Origin of the sequence: Klebsiella sp. BIGb0132 (assembly GCF_024810075.1) — a bacterium.
Taxonomy (GTDB): domain Bacteria; phylum Pseudomonadota; class Gammaproteobacteria; order Enterobacterales; family Enterobacteriaceae; genus Klebsiella; species Klebsiella terrigena.
Map to the genome: position 1 here is coordinate 170041 of NZ_JANUDW010000006.1, position 26568 is coordinate 196608.

The 26568-nt window shown below is 60.2% G+C and carries 19 protein-coding genes; 5 read left to right on the forward strand and 14 right to left on the reverse strand.

The window, feature by feature from the left end:
- Nucleotides 1-206 precede the first annotated feature (206 nt).
- Nucleotides 207-1292 (reverse strand): threonine-phosphate decarboxylase CobD, encoded by a 1086-nt coding sequence (cobD, locus tag M2416_RS17455; protein ID WP_259226192.1) that lies wholly within the window; start codon nt 1290-1292, stop codon nt 207-209.
- 15 nt (nt 1293-1307) lie between these two features.
- Nucleotides 1308-2561: an N-acetylmuramoyl-L-alanine amidase AmiC gene (gene amiC, locus M2416_RS17460; RefSeq protein ID WP_076945965.1), complete on the reverse strand. Its 1254-nt coding sequence runs from the start codon at nt 2559-2561 to the stop codon at nt 1308-1310.
- Between the two features lie 229 nt (nt 2562-2790).
- Here amiC and argA point away from each other — a divergent pair, with 229 nt between their 5' ends.
- On the forward strand, nt 2791-4122 hold the full coding sequence (gene argA, locus M2416_RS17465) for an amino-acid N-acetyltransferase (RefSeq protein ID WP_076945964.1): 1332 nt from the start codon (nt 2791-2793) through the stop codon (nt 4120-4122).
- 71 nt (nt 4123-4193) lie between these two features.
- Here the strand turns inward: argA and recD are convergent, their stop codons facing one another.
- From recD to rppH, 12 genes are all read right to left on the reverse strand, one after another.
- Nucleotides 4194-6032: an exodeoxyribonuclease V subunit alpha gene (recD, locus tag M2416_RS17470; RefSeq protein WP_259226197.1), complete on the reverse strand. Its 1839-nt coding sequence runs from the start codon at nt 6030-6032 to the stop codon at nt 4194-4196.
- Nucleotides 6029-9574, reverse strand: coding sequence for an exodeoxyribonuclease V subunit beta (recB, locus tag M2416_RS17475; protein ID WP_259226198.1), 3546 nt, complete (start codon nt 9572-9574; stop codon nt 6029-6031). Before recB ends, recD begins: the two co-directional genes overlap by 4 nt.
- The gene (gene ptrA, locus M2416_RS17480; protein WP_259226199.1) at nt 9571-12456 is read right to left on the reverse strand and encodes a pitrilysin; all 2886 of its coding nucleotides are present in this window, start codon (nt 12454-12456) and stop codon (nt 9571-9573) included. The genes recB and ptrA overlap by 4 nt, the downstream gene beginning before the upstream one ends.
- 128 nt (nt 12457-12584) lie before the next feature.
- Entirely contained in the window at nt 12585-15956 is a 3372-nt protein-coding gene (gene recC, locus M2416_RS17485) for an exodeoxyribonuclease V subunit gamma (protein WP_259226200.1), read from the reverse strand.
- Between the two features lie 12 nt (nt 15957-15968).
- Complete coding sequence (locus M2416_RS17490; protein ID WP_076945956.1) at nt 15969-16292, reverse strand: prepilin-type N-terminal cleavage/methylation domain-containing protein; 324 nt, start codon at nt 16290-16292, stop codon at nt 15969-15971.
- Nucleotides 16277-16684, reverse strand: a complete 408-nt coding sequence (locus M2416_RS17495; RefSeq protein WP_076945955.1) for a DUF2509 family protein — start codon at nt 16682-16684, stop codon at nt 16277-16279. Before M2416_RS17495 ends, M2416_RS17490 begins: the two co-directional genes overlap by 16 nt.
- Nucleotides 16681-17244, reverse strand: coding sequence for a prepilin peptidase-dependent protein (locus M2416_RS17500; protein ID WP_259226201.1), 564 nt, complete (start codon nt 17242-17244; stop codon nt 16681-16683). The genes M2416_RS17495 and M2416_RS17500 overlap by 4 nt, the downstream gene beginning before the upstream one ends.
- A complete protein-coding gene (locus tag M2416_RS17505) occupies nt 17235-17702 on the reverse strand; it encodes a prepilin peptidase-dependent protein (protein WP_259226202.1) in 468 nt (155 codons plus the stop codon). The genes M2416_RS17500 and M2416_RS17505 overlap by 10 nt, the downstream gene beginning before the upstream one ends.
- Before the next feature lie 334 nt (nt 17703-18036).
- The gene (gene thyA, locus M2416_RS17510) at nt 18037-18831 is read right to left on the reverse strand and encodes a thymidylate synthase (protein WP_045857434.1); all 795 of its coding nucleotides are present in this window, start codon (nt 18829-18831) and stop codon (nt 18037-18039) included.
- A 6-nt stretch (nt 18832-18837) separates the two neighbouring features.
- The gene (gene lgt, locus M2416_RS17515; RefSeq protein ID WP_076945951.1) at nt 18838-19713 is read right to left on the reverse strand and encodes a prolipoprotein diacylglyceryl transferase; all 876 of its coding nucleotides are present in this window, start codon (nt 19711-19713) and stop codon (nt 18838-18840) included.
- 240 nt (nt 19714-19953) lie between these two features.
- On the reverse strand, nt 19954-22200 hold the full coding sequence (gene ptsP, locus M2416_RS17520) for a phosphoenolpyruvate--protein phosphotransferase (RefSeq protein WP_041147035.1): 2247 nt from the start codon (nt 22198-22200) through the stop codon (nt 19954-19956).
- A gap of 12 nt (nt 22201-22212) precedes the next feature.
- Nucleotides 22213-22743 carry an RNA pyrophosphohydrolase gene (rppH, locus tag M2416_RS17525; protein ID WP_041147036.1) on the reverse strand — a complete coding sequence of 177 codons (531 nt, stop codon included), beginning with the start codon at nt 22741-22743 and terminating at the stop codon, nt 22213-22215.
- Nucleotides 22744-23425: 682 nt separating this feature from the next.
- Between rppH and mutH the strand changes: the two genes are divergently transcribed.
- From mutH to M2416_RS17545, 4 genes are all read left to right on the forward strand, one after another.
- Entirely contained in the window at nt 23426-24121 is a 696-nt protein-coding gene (gene mutH / locus M2416_RS17530; RefSeq protein ID WP_076945949.1) for a DNA mismatch repair endonuclease MutH, read from the forward strand.
- Nucleotides 24122-24184: 63 nt separating this feature from the next.
- On the forward strand, nt 24185-24898 hold the full coding sequence (locus M2416_RS17535; protein ID WP_041147038.1) for a TerC family protein: 714 nt from the start codon (nt 24185-24187) through the stop codon (nt 24896-24898).
- Between the two features lie 125 nt (nt 24899-25023).
- Complete coding sequence (locus tag M2416_RS17540; RefSeq protein ID WP_004867116.1) at nt 25024-25242, forward strand: YgdI/YgdR family lipoprotein; 219 nt, start codon at nt 25024-25026, stop codon at nt 25240-25242.
- 233 nt (nt 25243-25475) lie between these two features.
- Nucleotides 25476-26516, forward strand: a complete 1041-nt coding sequence (locus M2416_RS17545) for an NADP(H)-dependent aldo-keto reductase (RefSeq protein ID WP_041147039.1) — start codon at nt 25476-25478, stop codon at nt 26514-26516.
- Nucleotides 26517-26568 lie beyond the last annotated feature (52 nt).

A 26568-nucleotide genomic window follows, 5' to 3' on the forward strand; every position in this document is an offset into this window, starting at 1 on the left:
CTCTGAGCACCCTACTTACCACCGAGGTTGTTGGTGATAACCAACAGGCAGGATTTCTGGCTTAGCGTCAGCATCGCAGCGGCGGGGAATTTTGGCTCCCGTCGCTGGCACCCGTTGGTTGATATCGCGAAAGCATCCTGAGGCTCTGCCGTTCGCGCAATAAGGAACGGCATTATGCCACACCGATGCGCCGGCGGCTTGCGAAGTCAGACGCCGACGGGCAGGATCTTCGCCAGCGCCGCAAGCAGCCGCTGATTCTCTTCCGCGCTGCGGATCGCCACGCGGAAATAGCCCGCCCCGAGGCCGGGGTAGTTGGCGCAGCTGCGAATCAAAATGTGCTGCTGCAGCAGGGCATACTGCAGGTCGATGCCCGGAATATCGGCGCGCAGAAACAGATAGTTTGCCTGGCCCGGATAGACCGTCAGGCCGGGAAGCTGGCGGAGCTGCTGGTAAAAACGCCGGCCTTCTTCCGCCAGCCAGCGCCAGGTCTTCTGCTGGTAGGCGCTATCCTGCAGAATAATTTCCCCCGCCAGCGCGGCAAACGCGTTTATTGACCACGGCATCTGCCGCTCGCGCATCCTGGCGACGGCGCGTTCATCGCCGTTGACCAGATAGCCCAGCCGCAGGCCGGGGATGGCATAGAACTTGGTCAGCGAGCGCAGTACCCAGATATGCGGGTTATCGCGCAGCAGAGGAATAAACCCCGGCTGGTCGGGAATGAAATCGATAAAAGCCTCATCGAGGATCAGCGCGATGTCTAGCGCTTTGCAGCGCGCGGCAATCGCCGCCAGCAGGTGGCTCTCCGGCAGCAGTCCGGTTGGGTTGTTGGGCGTACAGAGGAACAGGCAGTCGAGGTCCGGCGTCAGGGCTGCGAGAAGGGCCTCGGTCAGCTGCCAGCCATCCTCTTCCCGCAGCGCGAACTCGCGGATCGCGCAATCTACCGCGCTCAGCGCGCGGCGATATTCGGCAAAACCGGGTACCACGATCATCGCCTGGCGCGGCTGCAGGCCGTTTACGACGGTGAAAATAGATTCGGTTTCGCCATTGCCTGCGACGATCCACGAGGCGGGAATATGGTGATGCTCGGCCAGGGCCTCGTGCAGCTGCTGATAGTCCACGTCGGGATAGCGCTCCGCGCGGTCAAGATTAGCGATCAGGGCGCGTTTGAGGCTTTCAGGCATGCCCAGCGGATTAATATTGGCGCTAAAATCGAGCAGCTGCGCGGGCTGAATGCCCAGCAGCGCCGCCGCCTCTCGCGTATTGCCGCCGTGGGCGCTCTTTAACAGGGCCATCTCCCGCTCCTTTTATCAGCCACGCCTTGCCAGGGTTGCGCCATCGGCGAAGTAGGCCTTAATCCCCGCCAGTATCGACTCGGCAACTTCCTGCTGGAAGGTCGCCGTTTTCAGCTTACGCTCCTCCGCCACGTTGCTGATAAACGCGGTTTCGACCAGGATCGACGGGATATCCGGCGCTTTCAGCACCGCAAAGCCGGCCTGTTCCACCTGGTTTTTGTGCAGGTTATTAATTCTGCCCATCTTCTGCAGCACGGCCTTACCAAACTTCAGGCTATCGGCGATGGTCAGCGACTGCACCATATCAAACATCGTATGGTCGACGTAGCGATCGCCGCTCTTGCTGACGCCCCCCACCAGATCGGCGGCGTTCTGGGTTTGCGCCAGATACTTAGCCGCGGTGCTGGTGGCGCCTTTGGTTGAGAGCGCGAATACCGAAGAGCCGCTCGGCTGTCGGCTGGTAAAGGCATCGGCGTGGATCGAGACGAAGAGATCGGCACGCTGCTTTTGCGCCTTGGCGACGCGCACCTTCAGGGGAATAAAGACATCTTCATTGCGGGTCATATAGGCCTTCATATTTCCCTCTTTTTCGATCAGCGCCCGAAGCCGGCGGGCGATCTGCAGCACCACGTCTTTCTCACGGGTGTGGTATTTACCCACCGCGCCGGAGTCTTCCCCGCCGTGTCCCGGATCGAGCATGATCACAATCGGCCGGTCGCGCCCGGCTTTACCCGGCTTCGGCCCGCTTTCCGCCGGCGGTACCTGACGATCGAGATCGCCCTTGTTGTAATCCTCCAGCAGCGCCAGCAGCGGATCCTGCACGTCGGTCGCCGTAGACGGATAGAGATCCATCACCAGACGCTCTTTAAAGCCGGCAACCGGCGCGAGGGCAAAGAGCTGCGGTTTCACGTTCTGTTTAAGCTCAAACACCATGCGCACCGTCTGCGGATCGAACTGGCCGACGCGGGCGGACTTAATATAGGGATCGTCGTCGCGAATGCTGGTTCCCATGCCCTTTAGCACGGAATTAAGGTTGACCCCTTCCAGATCGACCACCAGCCGCTCCGGATTGCTCAATGCAAATTGCCGATATTTCAGCACATGGTTGGATTCCACCGTAACGCGCGTATAGGTTGACGACGGCCAGACGCGCACCGCGACGACCTGGGCAACGGCGGCTAAACCAACCGGACTGACGCTCATTAACCACATGGCGCTCGCCCCCTGTAAAAAACGGCGACGGCTTAATCCTGACTTGTATCCCGGCATGCCACTCCCAAGCAATAAAAACGCTTTCGTATCCAAAACAAACAGATTGACCGGAAACTTTAACGAAAGCCGTATAACCTGTCATCAATAAAAGGGTAAACAATCTTTGGTAGCACGCGTTAAGTCACAGTTCTTTCGCATATTGGTGACAAATTTTGGCTTGCGTTTACGCGCAAAACAGAATAAAAATACACTTATTACGAATAATCATGCATTGAGGGTTGTGGTCATGGTGAAGGAACGTCGCACCGAACTGGTAGAAGGATTCCGCCATTCAGTTCCCTATATTAACGCCCATCGGGGAAAAACCTTTGTTATCATGCTGGGCGGCGAAGCCATCGAGCATGAAAATTTCTCCAGTATAGTCAATGACATTGGCCTATTACATAGCCTGGGCATTCGCCTGGTGGTGGTCTATGGCGCGCGTCCTCAGATAGACGCTAACCTGGCCGAGCATCATCATGAGCCGCTTTACCATAAGCAAACGCGCGTGACTGACGCCAAAACCCTCGAACTGGTTAAACAGGCCGCCGGCATGCTGCAGCTGGAAATTACCGCGCGCCTGTCGATGAGCCTCAACAACACCCCGCTGCAGGGCGCCCACATTAACGTCGTGAGCGGCAATTTCATTATTGCCCAACCGCTTGGCGTGGACGACGGCGTCGATTATTGCCACAGCGGGCGCATTCGTCGTATCGATGAAGAAGCGATCCACCGCCAGCTTGATAACGGCGCCATCGTGCTGATGGGCCCGGTTGCGGTATCGGTCACCGGCGAAAGCTTTAACCTGACTTCCGAAGAGATTGCCACCCAGCTGGCCATCAAGCTGAAAGCGGAAAAAATGATCGGCTTCTGCTCTTCGCAAGGGGTGTACAGCCAGGAGGGCGAGATCGTTCCCGAGCTGTTCCCGAACGAAGCCCAGGCGCGGGTTGAAGAGCTGGAAGCGGATGAGGACTACAACTCCGGTACCGTGCGTTTCCTGCGCGGCGCGGTGAAAGCCTGCCGCAGCGGCGTGCGTCGCTGCCACCTGATCAGCTACCAGGAGGATGGTGCCCTGCTGCAGGAGCTGTTCTCGCGCGACGGTATCGGTACCCAGATCGTCATGGAGAGCGCCGAGCAGATCCGCCGCGCCACCATCAACGATATTGGCGGTATTCTTGAGCTGATAAGCCCGCTGGAGCAGCAGGGAATTCTGGTGCGCCGCTCCCGCGAGCAGCTGGAGATGGAAATAGATAAATTCACCATCATTCAGCGCGATAACACGACAATCGCCTGCGCCGCGCTCTATCCGTTCCCGGAAGAGAAAATCGGTGAAATGGCCTGCGTGGCGGTCCATCCGGACTACCGCAGCTCATCGCGTGGGGAAGTGCTGCTGAACCGCATCGCGACCCAGGCAAAACAGATGGGGCTAAGCAAACTGTTCGTGCTGACTACCCGCAGCATTCACTGGTTCCAGGAGCGCGGCTTTACGCCGGTGGATATCGACCTGCTGCCGGAAAGTAAGAAAGAGATGTACAACTATCAGCGCCGTTCCAAGGTGATGATGGCCGACCTTGGCTGAGTGAGCGTTCCCCTTTGCCGGCCAGGCGTAGCGCGCAGGCTGGCAAAGAGGGAGCAGTTGAACTGCCGAGGCTACCCGCCGCTGGCGAAGATATCCGTCAGCCCGCTGCGCCGTTCGGTGCGCGCCACGATAGCCTGAGTCAGCACCTGCTCATCGGCATAAATCGACAGCTGCCGTTTGGCGCGGGTTATCGCGGTATACACCAGCTCGCGCGTCACCAGCGGCACGCTGCGGGAAGGCAAAATCAGGGCCGCGTGGTCAAACTCCGAGCCCTGGGATTTATGCACCGTCATCGCCCAGGCGGTATCATGCTCCGGCAGGCGACTGGGCTGCACCGACTTAATGCTGCCATCCGGCATCGGGAACCAGACGCGAAGCCCGTCTCCCCTTTCCAGCGCAATGCCAATATCCCCGTTAAACAGCCCCAGCGCGCTATCGTTGCGCGAGATCATCACCGGCCGGCCCTCATACCAGCGCGAATGCCGCGGCAGCGCAATCGCCCGCTTACGATTGAGCATCCGCTCCAGCTGTTCGTTCAGCCCGCTGACGCCGTAGGGACCCTCGCGCAGGGCGCACAGTAGCCGAAACTCGCCGAAAGCGGCGATCGCCGCCTCCGGATCCGCCCGCTCGCGCAGCAGCCGGAGATAGCGATCGTAGCCGGCCTGCGCCTGCGTCAGCATCGCTTCATACTCCTCGGTGGTGCTCAGCGGGCGCAGCACGATGTCGTCGAACGGCTGACGCAGGGTCGTCTTGACCCCATGCCGATCGCCGGCGTTTACCGCCCGGGCCAGGCTACCGATGCCGGAGTGGCTGCCAAAACGATAGCTTTTTTGCAGCAGGCACAGGCTGTCGCGCAGGGCGCCCGCCGCCTCGCCCTCCCCGGCAGGCACCGGCAGGCCGGTCAGCCGCTTTAGCTGCGCCGCGCGCTCGGCGGTATAGCCCGCACTCACCCATGCGCAAATATCCCCCAGCACCGCGCCGGCCTCCACCGACGCCAGCTGATCGCGGTCGCCGAGAAAAATCACCCGACCGTGCGCCGGCAGGGCGTCAATCAGGCGAGCCATCATCGGCAGGTCAATCATCGAGGCTTCATCCACCACCAGCACGTCGAGGTGCAGCGGATTACCGGCGTGATAGCGCATACGCTGGCTGCCCGGCTGCGCGCCAAGCAGGCGGTGCAGGGTGCTGGCCTCTGTGGGCAGCTGCGCCTTCTGCTCATCCGTCAGCGGCAGCTGGCGCAGCGCGCTGCCCAGCGACTCGGTCAGGCGCGCGGCGGCTTTGCCGGTGGGCGCCGCCAGGCGGATGCGGCAGCGGGGCGTATCCGTCGTCTGGATCAACGCCGCCAGCAGCCTGGCGACGGTAGTCGTTTTACCGGTGCCTGGACCGCCGGAAATAACCGAAATCCGCCGGGTCAGCGCCACCGCCGCCGCCACCTTCTGCCAGTCAATATCGTCCCCGGCGGGGAAGAGCGCATCCAGCGTCGACGCCAGGCGCGTTTCATCCACGCTCAGCACCTGATTGGCTTCGTTAAAAAAGCGCGCGACGGTCAGCTCGTTGCGCCACATGCGGTTAAGGTAAAGCCGTTCGCCGCAGAGGATCATCGGCGTCGGACGCTCCCCGCGGCTCACCGCCGCTGACGAGAGCAGCAGCGCCGACCAGTCATCGGGCGCACCGGCCTGCGCCAGCAGCTGCTCGCGCAGAGCGGCGACCTTGCCGCTCAGCACGTCGTCAGCGGCAAGGCGCGAGAGCGGCAGGCAGACGTGCCCTTCGCCGGCGTCGCGGCTCAGCACCGCCGCCGCCAGCCTCACCGCCGGATGCGCATCCCGAGCGACCATCAGCGCAAACTGGACGTCAAGAGGACGTAACAAACGCTGGTTTGCTGCCTCAAGCAGCAGCTCATCCATGGTCATGAAGCGATCTCCTGAACTTCGCCGGCAAACAGGGCGTCCAGGCCGTCAATCAGCGGCCGCTCAGGGCGCGTGGTAAATATCCCCTGCCCGCCGTCCTGCCCGTCCATTCCGCGTAAAAAGAGATAAATGACGCCACCAAAATGGCGCTCATAGTCGTAGTCAGCAACGCGATGGCGTAAATAGCGGTGCAGCGCCAGACCGTAGAGCTGGTACTGCAAATCATAGCGGTGCGTGCACATCGCCTGCGCCATCGCCTGCCGGGTGTAGGCTTCGCGATCGTCCCCCAGCCAGTTGGATTTGTAATCCAGCAGGTAGTAGCGGCCGTTATGCCGAAACACGAGGTCAATAAACCCTTTCAGCATTCCGCGAACCTGACGGAAATCAAGCTCCGGGCACTGGGCCGAAAGCGGGTCGTAGCGGCGAACCAGCGCATCCAGGCGCTGCGCGTCCAGCGGGGCTTCAATGGGTAAATAAAACGCCATCTCAACCTGCTTATCCGCCGCCGCGAGCTGATTCAGCGCGATATCGGCGCCCGGTAGCGGCGTGCGCAGCACATCATCCAGCCATTGGGTCAGCACCGGCGTCCACTGTTCAGCAAATCCGCCGGAGCGCAGCTTTTCCGCCATCCAGTCGGCGGGGACCGGCTGGGTAAAGTCGAGATCTTCAAACAGGCCGTGCAAAAATGTCCCCGGCGACGCCCCGCGCGGGAACTGATGCGGGGTGAGCTGCGGCTCCTCCGCAACCTCCCCCACCCCGGCGGCGTCAACGTCAAGACGGGGCAGTAAATCCTGCGCCGGGCTGTGGCCATGCTGCTGTAGCCCGGAGTAGCTGGTAACCCGCCAGTCATCGACGATCGAACGTCCCAGCATCCGCGCCGACAGCGGCGGCAGCGCCTCCTGCGGTGCCTGCCAGGGCTGCCTATCGGCAACGCCGGGGGTTTGCAGCGCAATATCCTCGCAGCAGAACGCCTGCAGGCGGGCCGTCAGCCCCGCAGCGTCCATCGCCTCACCTCCCTGCAGAAGGCGGCCCAGGGCGCTGTGGTGAAAATCACTGTTGCCCGGCTTGTCGCTGCGTCGGGTGCTGAGCGGCGCCACGCCGAGGCTGCAGTGCCAGACCGCTCGCGTCAGGGCCACGTACAGCAGGCGTAAATCCTCCGCCAGACGCTCCGCCTCCGCCAACTCGAGGCTCCCCTCATTCTGCTCAAGGTCGAGCACCGCCGCAAAGGAGTCGCGATCGTGATAAAACGCCTGATCCTGCTTGCGGAAGCGGGCGATAAACGGCAGCCACACCAGCGGGTATTCCAGCCCTTTCGATTTATGTACGGTGACGATCTGCACCAGATGTTTGTCGCTTTCCAGACGCATCTGCTGGCTGGAGGCGTTGCTGTCCGGCTCGGCGATGCGCTGCGTCAGCCAACGCACTAACGCATGCTCGCTCTCCAGCTGGTTGGCCGCTTCCTGCAGCAGTTCGCTGATATGCAGGATATCGGTTAAGCGCCGCTCGCCGCCGCTCGTCACCAGAAGGTTTTCGGCAATATGTCGGGCGGTCATCAGCGCTCTTAGCATCGGCATCACCCCGCGCTGACGCCAGATGTGGCGGTAGTCGCTAAACTCTTCCACCAGCGCATCCCACGCGCGCTCATCCTTGTTGAGGTTTTCAATATCAAGGGCGTTCAGGCCGAAAATCGAGGTCGCCAGTGCGCTGCGCAGCGTGTTTTCTCGCTCGGGCGCCAGCGCCGCCTGGAGTACCCACAGCAGCTCCTGCGCTTCCGGCGTTTCAAATACGCTATCGCGGTTGGAGAGATAGACCGACGGAATGGCCAGGGCCTGCAGCGCATCGCGGATCAGCGACGCCTCCTGGCGGTTACGCACCAGCACCGTGATATCGGAAGCCTGCACCGGCCGGGCGCAATCGTCGCGCCACAGCAGCGCCCGCCCCTGCTGGCCGGCGCTAAGCCAGTCGCGGATCTGCGAAGCGCAGAGCTGGGCCATAAAGGTTTGATAATCCCCCGCGCCCACCGCTTCCCCCGGCATCAGCCAGACATTCATTGCCGGAACCGCATCGTCGTCAACGGTGAAGCGCAGATGCTGGTTTTTCGGCGCCGACTTTACCGGCAGGAACGGGATTTCGCGGAACATAAACGGATTATCGCTGAGGCTGAACAGGCGATTGACGCTCTCCACCATTCCCGGAGCGGAGCGCCAGTTGGTATCCAGCGTGTAGTGCGCGGCGACGTCGCCGCGCGCCTTCATATAGGTAAAGATATCCGCGCCGCGAAAGGCATAAATAGCCTGTTTGGGATCGCCGATAAGCAGCAGCGCCGTCTCCGGCTGCCGCCGCCAGATGCGGCGAAAAATGCGGTACTGCTGCGGGTCGGTATCCTGGAACTCATCGATCATCGCTACCGGAAAACGCTGCCGGATAGCGCTGGCCAGCGCTTCGCCGCTTTCGCTACGCAGCGCATCGTCGAGGCGGCTGAGCATGTCATCAAAACCGAGCTCTCCGCGGCGACGCTTTTCGCGCGCCACCGCTTCGCGGATCTCCACCATTGCCCGGGCAATCAGCAGATCGGTCAGGGTCAGCGGCGCAGAGAGCAGCGCCTCAATCGCGCTAAATAGCGGGTGAACCGGCGGTTCGCCATCCGCTTTGGTGCGTTCATAGAGGAACGGCTGGGAGAATTTTTCCAGCGCCTCCGGCAGCCGGTAGCTCAGGGTCTCTTCCTGCGCCCAGAGGCTGACTTTCTCGATCCACTTCCCCTGGTTACCGCGGTTGAATTTACGCCGGTCGAGGCCGGAGTTTTCCAGCACGCTTTCAATCTCGCCCACCTGCTCGCGCCACTGCCGCTTCACCGCGTCAATGCGCGCGATGATTTGCTGATGGCGTTCGGCCAGCGTCTCCTCCTGCGCAGGCGGGGATTTAAGCTGCGGGGCTTCGCCCTGCAGCCAGCGGTCGAGGGATTTCAGCAGGTCGCGCGGGCCTTTCCAGGCTTCGTGGATAACCGCGGCTATTTCGCGCGGGAGCGGGTAGCAGTGGCGGCGCCAGAAATCGGCGCAGGCCTGATAGCGGAGCCGGGATTCGTCCTCGATAAGCTGCTGTTCGAAGAGCATGCCGGACTCAAACGCGTTGAGGCTGAGCATGCGCTGGCAGAAGCCGTGGATGGTGAATACCGCCGCTTCGTCCATCTGCCGCTCCGCCAGCATCAGCGTTTGTGCGGCCTGGTTTTTGTCCGGGATTTCCGCCAGCAGCGCGGCGTAGAGAGGGTCGGAAGCCGTTTCGCGCAGGCAGGCGATGCGCAGCCCGTGGATGTTGCTGCGGATACGGCCGCGCAGCTCCTCGGTCGCCGCCTCGGTGAAGGTCACCACCAGCAGCTCCTCCACGCTCACCGGCCGGGGAAAGGCGGATTCTCCGCCCAGCCCCAGCAGCAGCCGGAGGTACAGCGCCGCGATGGTAAAGGTTTTTCCGGTGCCCGCAGAGGCTTCTATCAGGCGCTCGCCCGTCAGGGGCAAGCGCAGGGGGTCAAGAGGCTCGGCGGTTTCGGTCATTCATTCTCTCGCATCAGGGGTAAGGATTTCTGCAATGCGCTGACGTTTTCCCAGACTTTGCCGCCCTGCGGCAGGGCGTAATCGGTTTTACCATTCTGGCTACCGGATACCTGGGATAATATCGCCATGCCCTGCGGATCCACCACCGTCTGATGGAAGAAGTCGGCAAGCTTTTGCGGCGTCAGCAGTTTAATCTGAGCCACTACTTTATCACGTGAATCGAAGCGCATATTACCGCGATCGAAATCTTTGCTCAGCTGCGAGGCTTCACCGCCCAGGGTTTGCGGCGCCTGCATCATCTGGGCGATCGTCGCCTGCTGAATTTGCGCAAACTCTTGCGGGGTCATCGCCCTCAGCTTTGCCTCCGCCGTCGGGAAGAAGGCCTGGAAGCGCTGCCACAGGAAGGCGGGCTGCTTATCGCTGCTTTGCAGCAGGAAGCCGACGCCCCACTGGCGGCCGACGTTCATCGAAAACGCGAACACCGCATAGCCCAGCTGTTCTTCAGTACGCAGCTGGTTATAGAACCACGGCTGGATAATTTGGCCCAGCAGGGAGCTGGCGGCGGAGCTGCTGTACTCATCGATATTGGGCGGTGCAAAGACCGCGGCCAGCGCCGAGTCGGTGCTGCTGCCGGTTTTCTCAAAAATGGCCAGCTGCTTGCTGTTCACCAGCACGTCTTTATTGCGGCACCATTCGTTGCCGTCTGAACCCAGCTGTTGCTGGATCTGGCGAGCCATATCGGTGGATTGCCCGGCGGTCAGGTTGCCAATCACCAGCAGCTCCGGACGCCCTTTCGCTTTCAGGTTGTCACGGTAGGCCAGAACCTCTTTGAGAGCGATCGACGGCAGCAGCGCCCGGCGCTCTTCACGCTGGAAGTAAGGCACCTGCGATACCATCTGGGCCGGCATAATCGCCTGATCGTACGCTTTGCCTTTATCCGCCGAGTCCATCATCTGCGCGTACCAGGATTTCGCCTGTTCCAGCTGCTCTTCGGTCGGGGCGTAGCTGAAATAGCCGTCCAGCAGCGCGGTGAACAGCTGCGGCAGCCGCTGGGTGTAGCCGTTGGCGTTGACCATCAGCCCGTTGTTGGCGCCGGTAGAGAAAGTGATGCCTCCCACCGCAGCCTGGTTGCTGAGCTGGTCGAGGGCAATTCCCGCCAGGTAGTCATTCAGCGCAAACATCACCTGGCTGCGGGCGCTGTCCATGGCCTGCGGATTACGCAGCACCAGCGACACGTCGGCCTTAGGCTCGCTGGCGAAGTACTGGCTCGGGGCGTAGACCACCCGCAGGGTCGGCTCATCGACGATCAGCTGCGGATGCGGATAGGCTTTATCGCTTTTGATCAGCGTAAAATCGTCAGGAATATAGGGGTTCAGCGTCGGCAGATTAAGGTCAATCGCGCTGGCTTTCTGCTGCCAGTCGGCGAAGGTCTGCGGGCTGATTTTATCGACCTGGTACGGCGCATTGACGAAATAGGCCGTTTTATTATGCGGCTCCTGCGGGCTGATATACCACACGCGCGCGTTTTGCGGGGTCATCATCGCCAGGCGGTCTTTAATCGCCTGCGGATCGTAGCGATCGGCAATATTCACCACGTCGAGAGTATGCTCAACCGGCACGCGGATCATGGTGTCCGCCAGCCATTCAACGTAGTCCATATCGCGGTTGATTGAGGGATAGCGGAAGTCGAGCGCCAGGACATGCGCCAGCTCGTCGAAATAGCGCTTATCGATGCCCTGGGTGCGCAGCAGGTTGAGGTAGCTGAAGATGGCCGCAGCAACCTCGTCGCGATGCGCCAGGCCCTTATCGGTCAGGGTTGCGGAAATGGCCAGCACCCCGCTGTTGCCGTTCACCACCGGATCGGAGTCCGCGCGGATACCTTCCACCAGTCCCTGCTGCTGCAGCCAGTCAGATAATGTCCCCGGACTGCGGTTGCCGATCATATAGGTCACCAGCTCGTCGGTCTTGCTGCGGAACTGCTCGCTGTTGTTATCGATGCGGAATTCAACGCGCAGCACCTTGCGAGGCATCGCCGGCACGTAGTGGATGATGATGCCCTTTTGCGCATCGGTCACCACCGGAACGGTAATTACCGGCCGGTCGATATTATGATTCGGCACCCGGCCGTAGGTTTTGGCGGCAATGCTCGCCAGCTCCGGCAGCGGCTTATTGCTGTAAATGACCGCCTTCATCAGGTTAGCGGAGTACCAGCTGTCGCGGAAGGTATGCAGCGCATCAAGCACCGGTTTTCCCGGCTTGTCGCTCAGCGTTTCCAGGTTACCGCCGGAAAAATGCGCCGCCGGATGCGCCGGGTTTATGGTTTCGGCGCTCACCTGAGCCATGCGCATCCCGTCACGGGTCCGCGCCATGGTCAGCTCGGCGTTGACCGCATTACGCTCACGGTCGGCATATTTTTTATCCAGCAGCGGAGAGGCAATGGCATCCGCGAGGCGATCGACCGCCCCGTCCAGCGCGTCGTTCTCGACTTCCAGATAGAAGGCGGTGCGATACGGCGCGGTGCTGGCGTTGTGGCTGCCGCCGTGCATTTTCAGGAACTCTGCGAGGCTGTCGGGCTGCGGATAGTTCTTCGAGCCCATTAACGTCATGTGCTCGAGGAAGTGCGCCAGGCCCTGATGCTCTTCCGGGTCCTGCAGCGACCCCACCGGCACCACCAGCGCCGAAAGTGATTTTACCGCCTGCGGATCGGAGACCAGCAGAACGATCATGCCGTTATCGAGATGAATAGCCTGATACTGACGCGGATCTTTTTCGCTTTTGCGGATGGTTTCCTGAACGGGCTGCCATCCGGTATCTGCCTGACTTAACGGCGCCCAAAGGGCAGCCAGCACTACAATAACCTTGAACCATAAACTACGGGGCATTCACGGACCTCATCATTAACAAACTTTTCGCTGTGCAGAGCCAGCGTTGATAAAAACATCAGTCCGTGATTGGTTGCGCATGATAATTGAAGAGCCGTCACCTGCGCAATTTTTATACTATTACAATTTTATTCGGACTGATGGAAACGAAATACCGGCAACAGATAACGCTGCGCCTGAGCAATAATTTCGTCATAGTAAGCAGGCTCAAGGGTGCGCCACAGGCGCTGGTACCAGACATCGCTACCCTCACCGCTAATCACCATATTGCCTTCATACGCCTGTACAAACTTGCTGCGCGCTTTTTGTTGCGTCTCGTCGTCCATTAACATGACATCCTTTTCAGCGTCATAACAGGCTTTTAGCCATGCCCCCGCGCTTTCAGGTAGCAGCAGCAGCGGTTTTGACATGCCCTGCAGATAGCCGTCAACCAGCTCATCAAGATAGGCCTTCGCCTGCTCCTGCGCCAGCGGCGGGAAACGCCATTCGCCTTCCTTGCGCACCAGCAGACGGCTGGTGCCGGTTCCGCCGCTAGCACAGTAGACAAGGTGCTCCAGCCAAAGTTGCATTCCCTGCGCCACGCTGAGCAGCGAAGGCCGCCAGCGCAGCAGGCCGTCAGATTGTACCTGCTGCAGCCATCCGGTAATGTTGACGCCGTTACATTGCAGATCGATTTCCATGCTTTGTCCCGGCTGGCGGCTGGCGATCACCCGTTCCGCGAGGTTCTGCATCTCCTGGCGCTGAGTCTCCCAGGCCAGTTCGCCGAAGGCGCCGTAGGGCAGCTCGCCCGCCGCGCGGAAGCGGCGGTACATCACCGAGGCATCCTGCTGTTCAATGAGCGTATTCAGCAGCTGTTGGTTGAGCTGGTAGCGGCTCAGCCCTTCGAGCGTGAACGGCTCATCGTCCGGGATCTCGCTCTCCTCGGCGCGGAAGTTGACCCGCAGCCGCTGCTGGAAGAAGGCGCGAACCGGGTGCTGCCAGAAGCGCAGCAGCTGCTCAAACGGCAGGTTTTCGATTTCCGCCGCCGGCAGCGGCTGGATAAAGTCGCCGTGCGCCTCCCCTTGCTGGCTGGCGGCGGCCAGCCATTCCCGAGCGTAGCTTTGATCTTCGTCGTCGCGGAAGTTGGCCGTATCGAAGGGCATGCGGCTATGCAGATGGGTAATATGCGCTTTGACCCGCCGCTCGCTGGCGTCGCAGTCCTGCTCCTCATCGCCCGCCAGGCAGTGGCTCTGGCCGATATAATCCGCCAGCTCCTGTACCAGCACCGACGGGTAGCGTTCGCTGTTGTCCTGGATTGAACGGCCGATATAGCTGATATAGAGCTTCTGCTCGGCCGACATCAGCGCTTCCAGGAACAGGTAGCGGTCATCATCGCGACGGCTGCGGTCGCCGCGCTGCGGCTTCTGGCTCATTAAGTCAAAGCCTAGCGGCGCCAGGGCGCGGGGGTAAACGCCGTCATTCATCCCCAGCAGACAGACGACTTTGAACGGAATAGAGCGCATTGGCATCAGGGTACAGATGTTGACCGGCCCGGCGAGGAAACGCTGGCTGATGCGCTGCTGATCGAGGCGCTGCGCCAGCTCATCGCGCAGTAAAGAGAGCGGCACCGTCTGCGCATACTGCGCCTGGACCCCTTCGCCAATCGCCGCCTGCCACTGCTGTTCAATCAGCGCCAGCGCGGCTTCCGTTTCGCTATCGGGAAGGAAGAAGTCGTCGAGCAGATCGCGACAAACCGGCAGCCACTCCGCCAGCGGGCGCTCCTGCGCCAGGCCGCGCCGCCAGAGGTTGAGCTGCATCAGCAGCGACGCCAGGTTACCCACCAGCTCGGCAATCAGCCCGCTGGACTCATCGTACGGCAGCACCGACTGCCATTCGCCCTGGCTGCTGTCCATCGCGTAGCCGAGCAGCATCCGCGTCAGGCCAAAGCGCCAGGTGTGCTGCCCGGTGGCGGGGAGATCCAGCTCGCGCACGTTATCGTCATCCATACCCCAGCGCACGCCGGATTCGTTGACCCACTGACGCAGGTAGCGCAGCCCTTCTTCATCGATATTAAATCGTGCCGCCAGCACCGGAACATCCAGCAGAGCCAGCACGTCTTCGCTGGCAAAGCGGCTGTCGGGCAGGGAAAGGAGCGTAATGAAGGCCTGCAGCGCCGGGTGCGATTCGCGGGCGCGGCGGTCCGAGATGGCCCACGGTAGCCAGCGCTCGCCGCTGGCGGCACCAAACACCGCCTGTATGTAGGGGCTGTAGCTGTCGATATCCGCCACCATCACGATAATGTCGCGCGGCGTGAGGTCGGGGTTCTCCTCCAGCATCGCCAGCAGCCGGTCGTGCAGCACTTCCACCTCGCGCTGCGGGCTATGGCAAACGTGAATGCTGAGGCTGCGGTCGTTCGGGGCCAGCAGGCGCTTGCTGCGACTATGGGCAAACTCTTGCGCCGTACGCCCGGCCACCGCCGCGTTGCGCAGCTCGAGGATGTCAGACTGCAGGTTATGCAGCAGGTTATCCGGGGCGATATCCACGAATGCGTCCAGCTCTTCGTAACGCTCCAGCCCGGCCAGCAGATAGATGTAGTCCCGTCCCAGCTTGCCCCAGGAGGCCAGCAGCGGATTGCCAACATCCTGCTCGCCGTCGTCGTTAAACAGGCCGGGAGCCCGTTCTGCATCGCGAAAGAGCGGCAGCTCTCGCGGCTCGCGATGGTGACGGCGCTGGCGCGACATCAGCTTAGCCAGAAAAGCAGGATCTTTAATATCCCCCCAGTAGTAGCGGCACGGGTTGGTGAAAAGGACATAAACATCAACGTGTTTGCCGAGCGCCTGCAGCGCCTGCAGGTAGACCGGAGGCAGCGCCGAGATGCCGCATATAAAGACCCGCGACGGCAGCCCGGCCGGCGGCTCATCCGCGGCCTCAAGCGCGCTGATAAACCGCTGATAAAGGTTGGCGCGGTGCCACAGCGGCTGCCCCAGCTCGGCGGTATGCTCGACTAACGCTTTCCACAGCGGTGCCTGCCACTGCTGGGCCTCTCCGAGGCCATCAACGCGCTCGTCTGCTTCCCAGCGCATCAGCCATTCCGGACGATAGACCAGATACTGGTCGTAGAGATCCGCCACTCTGGCTGCCAGCTGAAATAGCTTACGCTTGTCGCTGTCGTCGCTGAGGTAGTGGCGCAGCAGGGCGAAGGCGTCGTCATCCAGGCGCTGCGGCAGCAGGGTCATCAGCTTCCAGCTCATGCTCTGTTTGCTAAACGCGCTTTCGCCGGGGATATCGGAGAGCACGCGCACAAACATATCCCAGATAAAGCTCGCCGGGAGAGGAAACTCGATGTTGGCGGCAATACCGAAGCGTTTTGCCAGCGTCATCTGCAGCCATTGCGCCATGCCGGTACTTTGCACCAGCACCATCTCCGGCTTGAAAGGGTCATCCAGCCGCTGGCGCTCGACGATAAACTCCATCAGCGCTTCAAGTACGTCCAGACGGTTTGAGTGGTACACCCTTAACATATTCGCTCCTGACTACTGGCTGACCGGGCAGTGCAGCCGGGTCATCTGTACCCGCTTTTCCAGCGGCATGGTGATCGTGACTCTGATGCTGACACATCTTGCTGTCGATGTCTGCAAGCGGGTGACGCTCCCGCCTGCCGCGGATTCTGGCGGCTTGAGCTGCCCATAGCGCCACGCGTCTCGCCACAGCTGACGATACTGGTTTAGCTCAATAAAGCCGCCGGCCAGCCCCCGCTGGTAGCCGCTAAGGGCGGTAATAACCATCACCAGCAGCGCCGTTGCGAGGATCGTTTCCGGCAGGCTAAAGCCCCGCTGGCGGCTCAGGGTATCTGACATAGGCTCGGCTCCTTCAGCGGGCAGAAATCGCTCCAGCCGTGGGGCGAGAAGCGCACGCTTCCCTGCTCAACCCGGCCAGAGTGCCACAGCAGCACGCGGCCGCTGGCGGCGATCAGCAGCGCTGACGCATCGCTAAATACCCGCAAACAGACGTGCCAGCCTTCGGCGCCCGACCGTCGACACGCCTGCGCCTCCTGCGCTGACCAGGTTAGCGTTTTCCCCCACTGCAGGGCCGAGTGCGCGCCAGCGGTCTCGCGCAGCGCCCGGGTTTCGCCGGCGGTTTGCGCCAGCAGCGAGCGCTGCTGCTGGTTGAGCCCCTGCAGCAGCAGGCTACCGAGCGCCAGCAGGAGCAGCACCATCAGCAGCGAAGAGAGCCCGCGCTGGCGGTTCACAGGTTGTACCCCGTTACGCTGTATTCCACCTGCGCCGTGATGCGGGGATCCAGCGTCGAGCGCGCGGCCAGCACGATGCTAAGCTCCGGGGCGAAGCCGGTAATATCGAGGCGCTTAACCTGAAAGCGGGTCACCTCTATGGCGCTGGGGTTGGTCATGCGCTCCCAGCCTTGCTCAGCGCAGCGGGTCGCGCCGCGCCGCGTTTCGAGCGCGCCATTGCGTAACCGAAACCCCGTGGCATCGGACATCGCCTCCGGCGAGGTATTCCAGACGCCGTCGCTCGCGCTGTCCCAGCGGACAATAACGCACTCGCCGCTGCCGGCAATCTGCAGCGGCTGCCCAACGCAGCTGCCGCGACAGTAGCCGGCGCGCTGCAGGTGCTTCGCGACCGCGTACAGCCGCTGCCAGAGCTCGTTATCGAGGGCCTGCTGCTGCGTCTGCTTCAGCACCTGCCGCTGCAGCGCGGGCAGGAAGCGCGCGGTTCCGAGCAGCAAAACGGAGCCTATGGCCATCGCAATCAGCGTCTCCGGCAGCGAGAATCCTCGCGCGTCTACAGACATGATGCCGTCTCCATACCGCGACAAAGGCGGATGCGCCCCCAGTTAGAGACGATGATATTCCAGCCATCACCGGCGTTTTGCAGACGGATATGTCCGGCCCAGGCGCTGTTGCGCAGGCCGTAAAAGCCCAGGCCCGGCGTGATGTTAGCCAGCGAGACTTCGGGCCACTGCGGGCGCAGCGTAAAGGGCCCCTGCGCCGCGCAGTCGGCCGGCGTATCAGCAGCGCTCAGGCACCAGCCCTGCTCCGCCTTCCCAACGCTCAGCAGCCGATCGCGGTTGTGCCAGTTGGCGTCATCGCGCAGCAGCACCAGATAGTCGCGGACCTGAACGGCGGTTTGCCACAGGCGCTGCTGCTGCTGCCAGCTCTTCCAGCCGAACGTCCCGCTGGCGCCAAGAATCATCACCAGCGCCAGCGTCGCCAGGGTTTCAATAAGGGTATAGCCACGTTGTCTGTTCATACGCCGAGTATGGATATGACCCGCCTCGGGTACGAGAGGCAAATCCGCCGTTAGCGCAGCGCGTCGAAGAGTATCGGCAGATTTACAGGAGGTTGCAGAAAATCAGGAAGCAGGCGAGCAAAAGCGGCGGCGGACAAAACGCGCTCTCCGGCGGCCGACCCGAGAAATCCGCGAGGAAAAGCCGGCGCAACGCGCGTTATAGCCGAGAGTTAAGAGCCACTCCGCTCAGCGTTGATTATCGCCGCTGGGGCAAAAAAAATGCCGGTCAGTGGATTAACTGACCGGCATGGATGCGCCGGGCCTCGGCCCGGCTTACCACGAGATAGCCGCGGAATTAAATCGCCACCGGCGCTTTAATACCCGGGTGCGGATCGTAGCCTTCGATGTCAAAGTCTTCAAAGCGGTAGTCAAAAATCGACGCCGGTTTGCGCTTAATCACCAGCTTCGGCAGCGGACGCGGCTCGCGGCTCAGCTGCAGATCGGTCTGCTCAAGGTGGTTGCTGTAGAGGTGCGTATCCCCACCGGTCCAGACAAAATCACCCACTTCCAGGTCACACTGCTGCGCCACCATATGCACCAGCAGCGCATAGCTGGCGATGTTGAACGGCAGGCCAAGGAACACGTCGCAGGAGCGCTGATAGAGCTGACAGGAGAGCTTGCCGTCCGCGACGTAGAACTGGAAGAACGCGTGGCACGGCGCCAGCGCCATTTTATCCAGCTCGCCGACGTTCCACGCCGAAACGATGATCCGGCGCGAGTCCGGGTCGTTTTTCAGCTGCTCCATCACGGTGCTAATCTGGTCGATATGGCGGCCGTCCGGCGCAGGCCAGGAGCGCCACTGTTTGCCGTATACCGGCCCCAGATCGCCCTTTTCATCCGCCCATTCATCCCAGATGGTGACGTTGTTTTCGTGCAGATACGCCACGTTGGTGTCACCCTGCAGGAACCACAGCAGTTCATGGATGATGGAGCGTAAATGACAGCGCTTGGTCGTCACCAGCGGGAATCCTTCCTGCAGGTTAAAACGCATCTGATGGCCGAAAATGGAAATCGTGCCGGTACCGGTGCGGTCATTTTTTTGCGTGCCCTCGGCGAGCACTTTCTGCATCAAATCAAGATACTGTTTCATGGTTCCTCAAGAAGTTTGTTGCTGCGGACGACGGCGGTACGCCCAGACCATCATAATGATACCCGCAAGCACCATTGGAATCGAAAGAATCTGCCCCATGCTGATGTACTGGACCCATTCGCCGGTGAACTGCTGATCCGGCTGGCGGAAGAATTCAACGATGATACGGAACAGACCGTAGCCGATCAGGAACAGGCCTGAGACCGAGCCGGTCGGGCGCGGTTTGCGGATAAACAGGTTCAGGATCAGGAACAGCACGATACCTTCCAGCGCCAGCTCGTACAGCTGCGAGGCGTGTCGCGGCAGGGCTCCGTAAGTGTCGAACAGCGATTGCCACTCCGGGTGCGAAGGCAGCAGCGCCATATCTTCCGCCCGCGAGCCGGGGAAGATCATCGTGTAGTGGAAGCTCGGATCGACGCGGCCCCACAGCTCGCCGTTAATGAAGTTGCCCAGACGACCGGCGCCGAGGCCAAACGGGATCAGAGGCGCAATGAAATCAGCAACCTGGAAGAAGGTGCGCTTGGTGCGTTTGGCGAAGATGATCATCACCAGAATCACCCCGATCAGGCCGCCGTGGAACGACATCCCGCCGTCCCAGACGCGGAACAGATAGAGCGGATCCTGCAAAAACACCGGCAGGTTGTAGAACAGGACGTAGCCGATACGGCCGCCGAGGAAGACCCCGAGGAACCCGGCATACAGCAGGTTTTCAACTTCGTTTTTAGTCCAGCCGCTGCCAGGACGATTGGCCCGACGGGTGGCTAACCACATCGCAAAAACAAACCCGACCAGGTACATCATGCCGTACCAGTGAAGGGCGACTGGCCCAACGGAAAATATTACCGGATCAAACTCCGGAAAATGCAGGTAGCCACTATTCATCTGTCACCATAAAGACTTGTTATTCCGCTGGAAGTGGACAGCGGTGATCTTGCGCACTCGCAGAAAACGGGCGCTCCAAAGGTTGCGAATGATAGCATAAGCGCCAGGCACGATCCGCGCCGGGCATGTAAAAGATATGTATACGAATGCGAATAAGCGGCGGAGCATTCCCGGCAGGCGGCGCGCGGCGCCCCTTCGGGCCGGGAATGAGCGAACAGCGGCGCAGGCGCCCTGGCAGAACTAGCGGCCGCCGCGGATCAGGCCGCCCAGCCCTCGACGCTCCATAAAGGCCGCAACCTGATGGCGAACTTCCGTCGTCATCTGCGCCTCCAGGCTACGCCGGGAAAGCTCCTGGGCCTCTTCGATGTCAATGCGGCGCAGCAGGTATTTTACCCTTGCTACCGACCGGCCATTCATCGACAGGTGGCGATAGCCAAGGCCAATCAGGATGGTGACACACATCGGATCTCCGGCCATTTCGCCACAAAGCCGCAGGTCGATGCCGAAACGTTCGGCGTCGCGGGCAATCATCGCCAGCGCCCGCAGCACCGCCGGATGCAGGCTGTCGTACATATTCGCCACCCGGGTATTGTTGCGATCGACGGCGAGGATGTACTGCGTCAGGTCATTGGTGCCGACGGAGATAAAATCGACGCGGCTGGCGAGCTGCGCCAGCATGAAGACCATCGACGGCACTTCCAGCATCACGCCGATGCGCGGGCGCGGAATGGCGTAGCCAATCATCTCTTCAACTTCGCGGCTGGCGCGGTCGATCAAACGGCGCGCCTCGTCGACCTCATCGAGGCTGGTGATCATCGGCAGCAAAATGCTGAGGTTGCCGGTGGCGGCATTCGCGCGCAGCATCGCCCGCACCTGAATAAGGAAGATCTCCGGCTGATCGAGCGTGATGCGGATCCCGCGCCAGCCGAGGCACGGATTCTCTTCGCTGATCGGCATATAGGGCAGTTGCTTGTCGGCGCCGATGTCGAGGGTGCGCAGCGTAACCGGCTTCTCGTTAAACATCTGCAGCATGCCCTGATACTGGGCAACCTGCTCCTCTTCAGACGGAAAGCCGCTCTGCAGCATAAAGGGAATTTCAGTGCGGTACAGGCCGATACCGTCAATAAAGCCGCCGAGCTTCTCTTCATGGCCAAGGCTCAGGCCGGCGTTCAGCATGACCTTCACCCGCTCGCCGCTTTTCAGCTCGGAGGCGCGCTCAAGATCGTCTTCCGCCAGGCGGCTGAGCTCGTTCTCCTCGCTGATCAGGCGCTGATACTCTTTCAGCAGCGCCGGTTCCGGGTCGACCAGCAGCTCGCCGCGGTAGCCGTCCACCACCAGAGTGTGGCCATGCAGCAGTGAAGGCTGAATATCGGCTCCCATCACCGTCGGGATCCCCAGCGCGCGCACCATGATGGCGGCATGCGAGTTTGCCGCCCCGTCGCGCACGACAACGCCTACCAGCCTGTCCTGAGGGACCTCCGCCAGCGTCGTCGCCGAGAGTTCGTCGGCGACCAGAACGATCCGCTCCGGCCAGGTGTTTGGCCCCTGGGTGGTGTCGTCAAGATGAAACAGCAGCCGCTGGCCGAGCGTGCGCAGATCGCCGGCCCGCTCTTTAAGATAGCCGTCGCTGAGCGCCGCAAACTGCTCGGCGAACTTCTCGATAATTTTTTTCACCGCCCACTCGGCGACGGCCCCTTTGTCGACTTCCGCAAAGAGTTCGCGGCGCAGGCGCGCGTCTGAAAGCAGGTGGGAATAGAGGTCGAAGATAGCCGACGTCTCTTTTTGCGCCCCGGCGGCGTAGCGCTTGCTGTAGCGACGAAACTCGCTGGCCGCCTCTTCCAGCGCGCCGGTCAGGCGCTCGCGTTCGGAAGCCGTGTCCAGCGTCGAGGCTTCGTACACCTGCTCCATCAGCGGCAGGCTGACGTCCATCCAGCCTTCGGCAATTGCCACCCCCGATGAGGCGGGCAGCGCGCGGATCCGCGTCTGGCGATACTGGCCAAATAGCGCGGTCAGCTGCGACTGGGAGAGAATGGCGGCCATCTGCGTCGCCAGGGTTACGAGGAAGGACTCCTCGCTTTCATCAAACTGACGCAGCTCGCGCTGCTGCACCACCAGCACGCCCAGCAGCTGACGGCGCTGGATAATCGGCACGCCAAGAAAAGCGCGGAAGCGGTCCTCTTTTACGGCCGGAATGTATTTAAAGCTGGGGTGTTTATGCGCATCGGCAAGGTTGATGGGCTCCGCAAGGCGCCCGACGAGGCCGACGAGGCCTTCGTCAAAAGCGAGCGCAACGGTGCGCCCGCGAGGTTTTTTCAGCCCGCGAGTCGCCATCAGGTAATAGCAGCGTCGGTCGTGATCGGCCAGATAAACCGAGCAGACTTCCGTTTCCATCGCTTTGCAGATATCCGTGACCAGGATATCCAGCGCCTCGTTTAAACGCGGCGCACTCGCGACCTTCTCGACGATTTCTCGTAACCGAGTGAGCATAATGTGCGTGGCTTAACCTCTTTTACGTCGATATGCCGGCGCGCTTTGCGGCTTAGGTGCGGTTTCGGCCAGCGACATGGTGACGCTGGCGAACTCTTTCATCACCCGGCGGTAAACGTCGCGCTTAAACGATACCACCTGACGAACCGGATACCAGTAGCTTACCCAGCGCCAGCCGTCGAACTCGGGCGTGCTGCTGGTTTGCATATTGACTTCCGCATCGCTGCCGATCAACTGCAGAAGAAACCACTTCTGTTTCTGGCCGATACAAACCGGCTTCGTGTCCCAACGCACCAAACGTTTAGGCAATTTGTAACGCAACCAGTTACGGGTAGAGGCCAGAATGCGGACATCTTTACGACTTAGCCCAACCTCTTCAAACAATTCCCGATACATTGCCTGCTCGGCTGATTCTCCTGGATTAATGCCCCCTTGCGGGAACTGCCACGAGTGCTGGCCATAGCGTCTGGCCCACATAACCTGGCCCTGGCGATTACAGATTACAATACCGACATTTGGGCGGTAGCCATCGTCATCAATCACCGGACTACCTCAAAATAATCTTCAATGTGAACGATTGTTTCACACTCGCTGGAAACGGTAAACCACTCTGTTGCCACACGGCTCACTAATAACATTTGAATAACTCACAGTTATCAGCAGAGTTATAAACAGCGTTAGCTATCGCAGCGCCATTTTATTCACTTTTTCTGTGGATAGAGTTGTGAAGAAGTATGGAATTACCCAGGGAAAACCCGGAGTAGTCCGAAGCGCTTACCTGTAGCCATATTTAATAATGGCATTATATTCATTAAGTTAGAATGTATTATTTTCATAAATTACAGCATAACGTGATGATCATCACACATGCGATCCTGGAACTGATGAAAGATCGAACAATGTCGGTTTTATCCACAGATTACGCCAGCTCATCGGGCATATTTTGTCTAAAAATTCGATTTTCGTCGCACGTCAAGGCTGTAAATGGAAACAGTAGTGAGGCTTTTCCCCAGTTATCCCACTTTTCTGTGGATAACATGGTGTAAGATCCTGTTCATTGCCAGTGACCAGTTCTGGAAAACCCGCTGCGGTAATTTTTTTAGCGGCAAAAAAGCAAAAAAAAAGTCATATGAATCATCAAATTGTCATACTTACCCAGGAAAAGGTAAACTCTATCCACAACGCACAAAAATAGCGCTCATTTTTTAACCAGAGGTTTCATCTTATGCCAGCCCTCTCGCCCCTGCTTGCACCACCGCAAACCCAGCAGCAGCTTTTAGCCCAGGCCCAGCGGCTGGCGGGCTATTCGCTGGGCGAGCTGGCCGCGCTGGCGGGGATTCCGATTCCGCGCGATCTGAAGCGCGATAAAGGCTGGACGGGTATCCTGCTGGAGATTTGGCTGGGCGCCAGCGCCGGAAGTAAGCCCGAGCAGGATTTCGCCGCGCTGGGCGTCGAGCTGAAAACGATCCCCGTCGACGCTCAGGGACGGCCGCTGGAAACCACCTTTGTCTGCGTCGCTCCGCTCACCGGTAACAGCGGCGTCACCTGGGAGAGCAGCCACGTTCGCCATAAGCTCAAGCGCGTGCTGTGGGTGCCGGTAGAGGGCGATCGCGCGATCCCGCTCGCCCAGCGTCGGGTCGGGGCGCCGCTGCTCTGGACCCCCAGCGAAGAGGAGGATCGTCAGCTGCGGATGGACTGGGAAGAGTTAATGGATCTGATCGTGCTGGGCCAGGTCGAACGCATTACCGCCCGCCACGGCGAAGTGCTGCAGCTGCGCCCAAAAGCCGCCAACAGTAAAGCCCTAACCGAGGCTATCGGCGCGCACGGCGAACCGATCCTCACCCTGCCGCGCGGTTTCTACCTGAAGAAAAACTTTACCGCCGCCCTGCTGGCCCGTCATTTTCTGCTTAACCACGATTAATTTTTTGTTCTGCCCGCCGGGTTGCATATAATTGCGACTTTCTTTTTTGCAGGACTTTGAACAATGTTATTTGCATGGATAACCGATCCTAACGCCTGGCTGGCGCTGGGTACGCTGACGCTGCTGGAAATCGTACTCGGGATCGATAATATTATTTTTCTCTCTCTGGTTGTTGCCAAACTGCCTACCGCCCAGCGCGCCCACGCGCGACGCATCGGGTTGATGGGCGCAATGCTGATGCGTCTTGGGCTGCTGGCCTCCATCGCCTGGGTCGTTAAGCTGACCAACCCGCTGTTTAGCGCGTTCGGCCACGACATCTCCTTCCGCGATCTGATCCTGCTGCTCGGCGGGCTGTTCCTTATCTGGAAGGCCAGTAAAGAGATCCACGAATCGATCGAGGGGGAAGAGGAAGGGCCGAAGACCAACGTCCACTCGTTTATGGGCGCCATCGTGCAGATTATGCTGCTGGATATCATTTTCAGCCTCGATTCGGTGATCACCGCCGTTGGGCTCTCGGACCATCTGTTCATCATGATGGCCGCGGTGGTTATCGCGGTGCTGGTGATGATGTTTGCCGCCCGCTCGATTGGCGACTTTGTTGACCGCCATCCGTCGGTGAAAATGCTGGCGCTAGCGTTTTTGATTCTGGTTGGCTTCACCCTGATGCTCGAAAGCTTCGGTATCCATATCCCGAAAGGCTACATCTACTTTGCGATGTTCTTCTCGATTGCCGTCGAAAGCCTCAACCTGCTGCGTAATAAAAAAAATCCGCTGTAGCCCGCAAAAATGCAGCCCAAACCTGGGCTGCAATCTTTTTTAAGACTTTACTGCTTTTTATGTCTCACAAATCAGGCTATTAATACACTGGTGTGAGGTGCGACCATCAAGTAGAGGTGTTAACGATGAAAAAATGGGCAGTGTTGATTTCCGCCGTAGGACTGGCCTTCTCGGTTTCAGGTTGCAGCAGCGATTACGTTATGGCGACAAAAGACGGACGCATGATTTTGACCGACGGCAAGCCGGCGGTTGACGACGATACCGGTCTTATCAGCTACGAAGATCAGCAGGGTAATAAAATGCAGATCAATCGTGACGACGTTTCACAGATTATTAAGCGCTAAAGATTGCCGCGGCTAACCGCCTGCCGGCAATCGCCTGGCAACGCGTCCTCTGCAACAAATCACGGTGTTGAGAAAAGAGTCGGGTAAACCTGATACGTCCGCTGCAGCAGCCTGCGGACCCCACCAGCCCGGCTTTTTTGATCTTTTTACTTCCTCTTTTTCCTCCCCTCTGCCATTTTGATACTCCTTTGTCGGGGAAAGCCTGACCTTGTCGATAAAAAAGGAAGCCGGCTATGCAGTATCACCGTATCCCACACAGTTCTCTCGAAATCAGCACGCTGGGGCTGGGCACTATGACCTTTGGTGAACAGAATAGCGAGGCCGACGCTCACCAACAGCTCGACTACGCTGTCAGCCAGGGCATCAACCTGATAGACGTCGCTGAAATGTATCCCGTCCCGCCGCGCCCGGAAACTCAGGGGCTGACGGAAACCTACGTCGGCAACTGGCTGGCGAAACACGGCAGCCGCGAAAAGCTGGTTATCGCCTCCAAAGTCAGCGGCCCTGCGCGTAACAACGACAGCAGCATCCGCCCGAACCACGTTCTGGATCGCAAAAATATCCGCGACGCACTGCACGATAGCCTGAAGCGTCTGCAGACCGATTATCTCGATCTTTACCAGGTTCACTGGCCGCAGCGCCCGACCAACTGCTTCGGCAAGCTGGGCTACACCTGGACCGACTCCGCGCCGGTGGTCACCCTGCTGGACACCCTGGAAGCGCTCACCGAATTTCAGCGCGCCGGCAAAATCCGCTACATCGGCGTTTCCAACGAGACGGCGTTTGGCGTGATGCGCTACCTGCACCTTGCGGATAAGCACGACCTGCCGCGCATCGTCACCGTCCAGAACCCGTATAGCCTGGTGAACCGCAGCTATGAAGTTGCGCTGTCGGAAGTGAGTCAGTATGAAGGCGTGGAGCTGCTGGCCTACTCCTGCCTGGCGTTCGGCACGCTGACCGGCAAGTATCTCAACGGCGCGAAGCCGGCTGGGGCGCGCAACACGCTGTTCAGCCGCTTTACGCGCTACAGCGGCGAGCAGACGCAGCTGGCGGTCGCGGCATACGTCGATATCGCCAAACGGCATAACCTCGATCCGGCCCAAATGGCGCTGGCCTTCGTGCGCCGCCAGCCGTTTGTCGCCAGCACGCTGCTCGGCGCCACTTCGCTGGAGCAGCTGAAGACCAACGTGGAAAGCCTGCATCTTGAGCTCAGCGAAGAGGTGCTGGCAGAGATTGAAGCGGTGCACCGGGTTTATACCTATCCGGCGCCGTAAACGGCCTCTCCGGGCTACGGCAGGGACAACGCCGTAGCCCGCTAAGCGCAAG

Coding starts and splice junctions, on each gene's coding strand:
- cobD (WP_259226192.1), bottom strand. CDS start 1,292: ATGGCCCTGTTAAAGAGCGCCCACGGCGGCAATACGCGAGAGGCGGCG.
- amiC (WP_076945965.1), bottom strand. CDS start 2,561: ATGCCGGGATACAAGTCAGGATTAAGCCGTCGCCGTTTTTTACAGGGG.
- argA (WP_076945964.1), top strand. CDS start 2,791: ATGGTGAAGGAACGTCGCACCGAACTGGTAGAAGGATTCCGCCATTCA.
- recD (WP_259226197.1), bottom strand. CDS start 6,032: ATGACCATGGATGAGCTGCTGCTTGAGGCAGCAAACCAGCGTTTGTTA.
- recB (WP_259226198.1), bottom strand. CDS start 9,574: ATGACCGAAACCGCCGAGCCTCTTGACCCCCTGCGCTTGCCCCTGACG.
- ptrA (WP_259226199.1), bottom strand. CDS start 12,456: ATGCCCCGTAGTTTATGGTTCAAGGTTATTGTAGTGCTGGCTGCCCTT.
- recC (WP_259226200.1), bottom strand. CDS start 15,956: ATGTTAAGGGTGTACCACTCAAACCGTCTGGACGTACTTGAAGCGCTG.
- M2416_RS17490 (WP_076945956.1), bottom strand. CDS start 16,292: ATGTCAGATACCCTGAGCCGCCAGCGGGGCTTTAGCCTGCCGGAAACG.
- M2416_RS17500 (WP_259226201.1), bottom strand. CDS start 17,244: ATGTCTGTAGACGCGCGAGGATTCTCGCTGCCGGAGACGCTGATTGCG.
- M2416_RS17505 (WP_259226202.1), bottom strand. CDS start 17,702: ATGAACAGACAACGTGGCTATACCCTTATTGAAACCCTGGCGACGCTG.
- thyA (WP_045857434.1), bottom strand. CDS start 18,831: ATGAAACAGTATCTTGATTTGATGCAGAAAGTGCTCGCCGAGGGCACG.
- lgt (WP_076945951.1), bottom strand. CDS start 19,713: ATGAATAGTGGCTACCTGCATTTTCCGGAGTTTGATCCGGTAATATTT.
- ptsP (WP_041147035.1), bottom strand. CDS start 22,200: ATGCTCACTCGGTTACGAGAAATCGTCGAGAAGGTCGCGAGTGCGCCG.
- mutH (WP_076945949.1), top strand. CDS start 23,426: ATGCCAGCCCTCTCGCCCCTGCTTGCACCACCGCAAACCCAGCAGCAG.
- M2416_RS17535 (WP_041147038.1), top strand. CDS start 24,185: ATGTTATTTGCATGGATAACCGATCCTAACGCCTGGCTGGCGCTGGGT.
- M2416_RS17540 (WP_004867116.1), top strand. CDS start 25,024: ATGAAAAAATGGGCAGTGTTGATTTCCGCCGTAGGACTGGCCTTCTCG.
- M2416_RS17545 (WP_041147039.1), top strand. CDS start 25,476: ATGCAGTATCACCGTATCCCACACAGTTCTCTCGAAATCAGCACGCTG.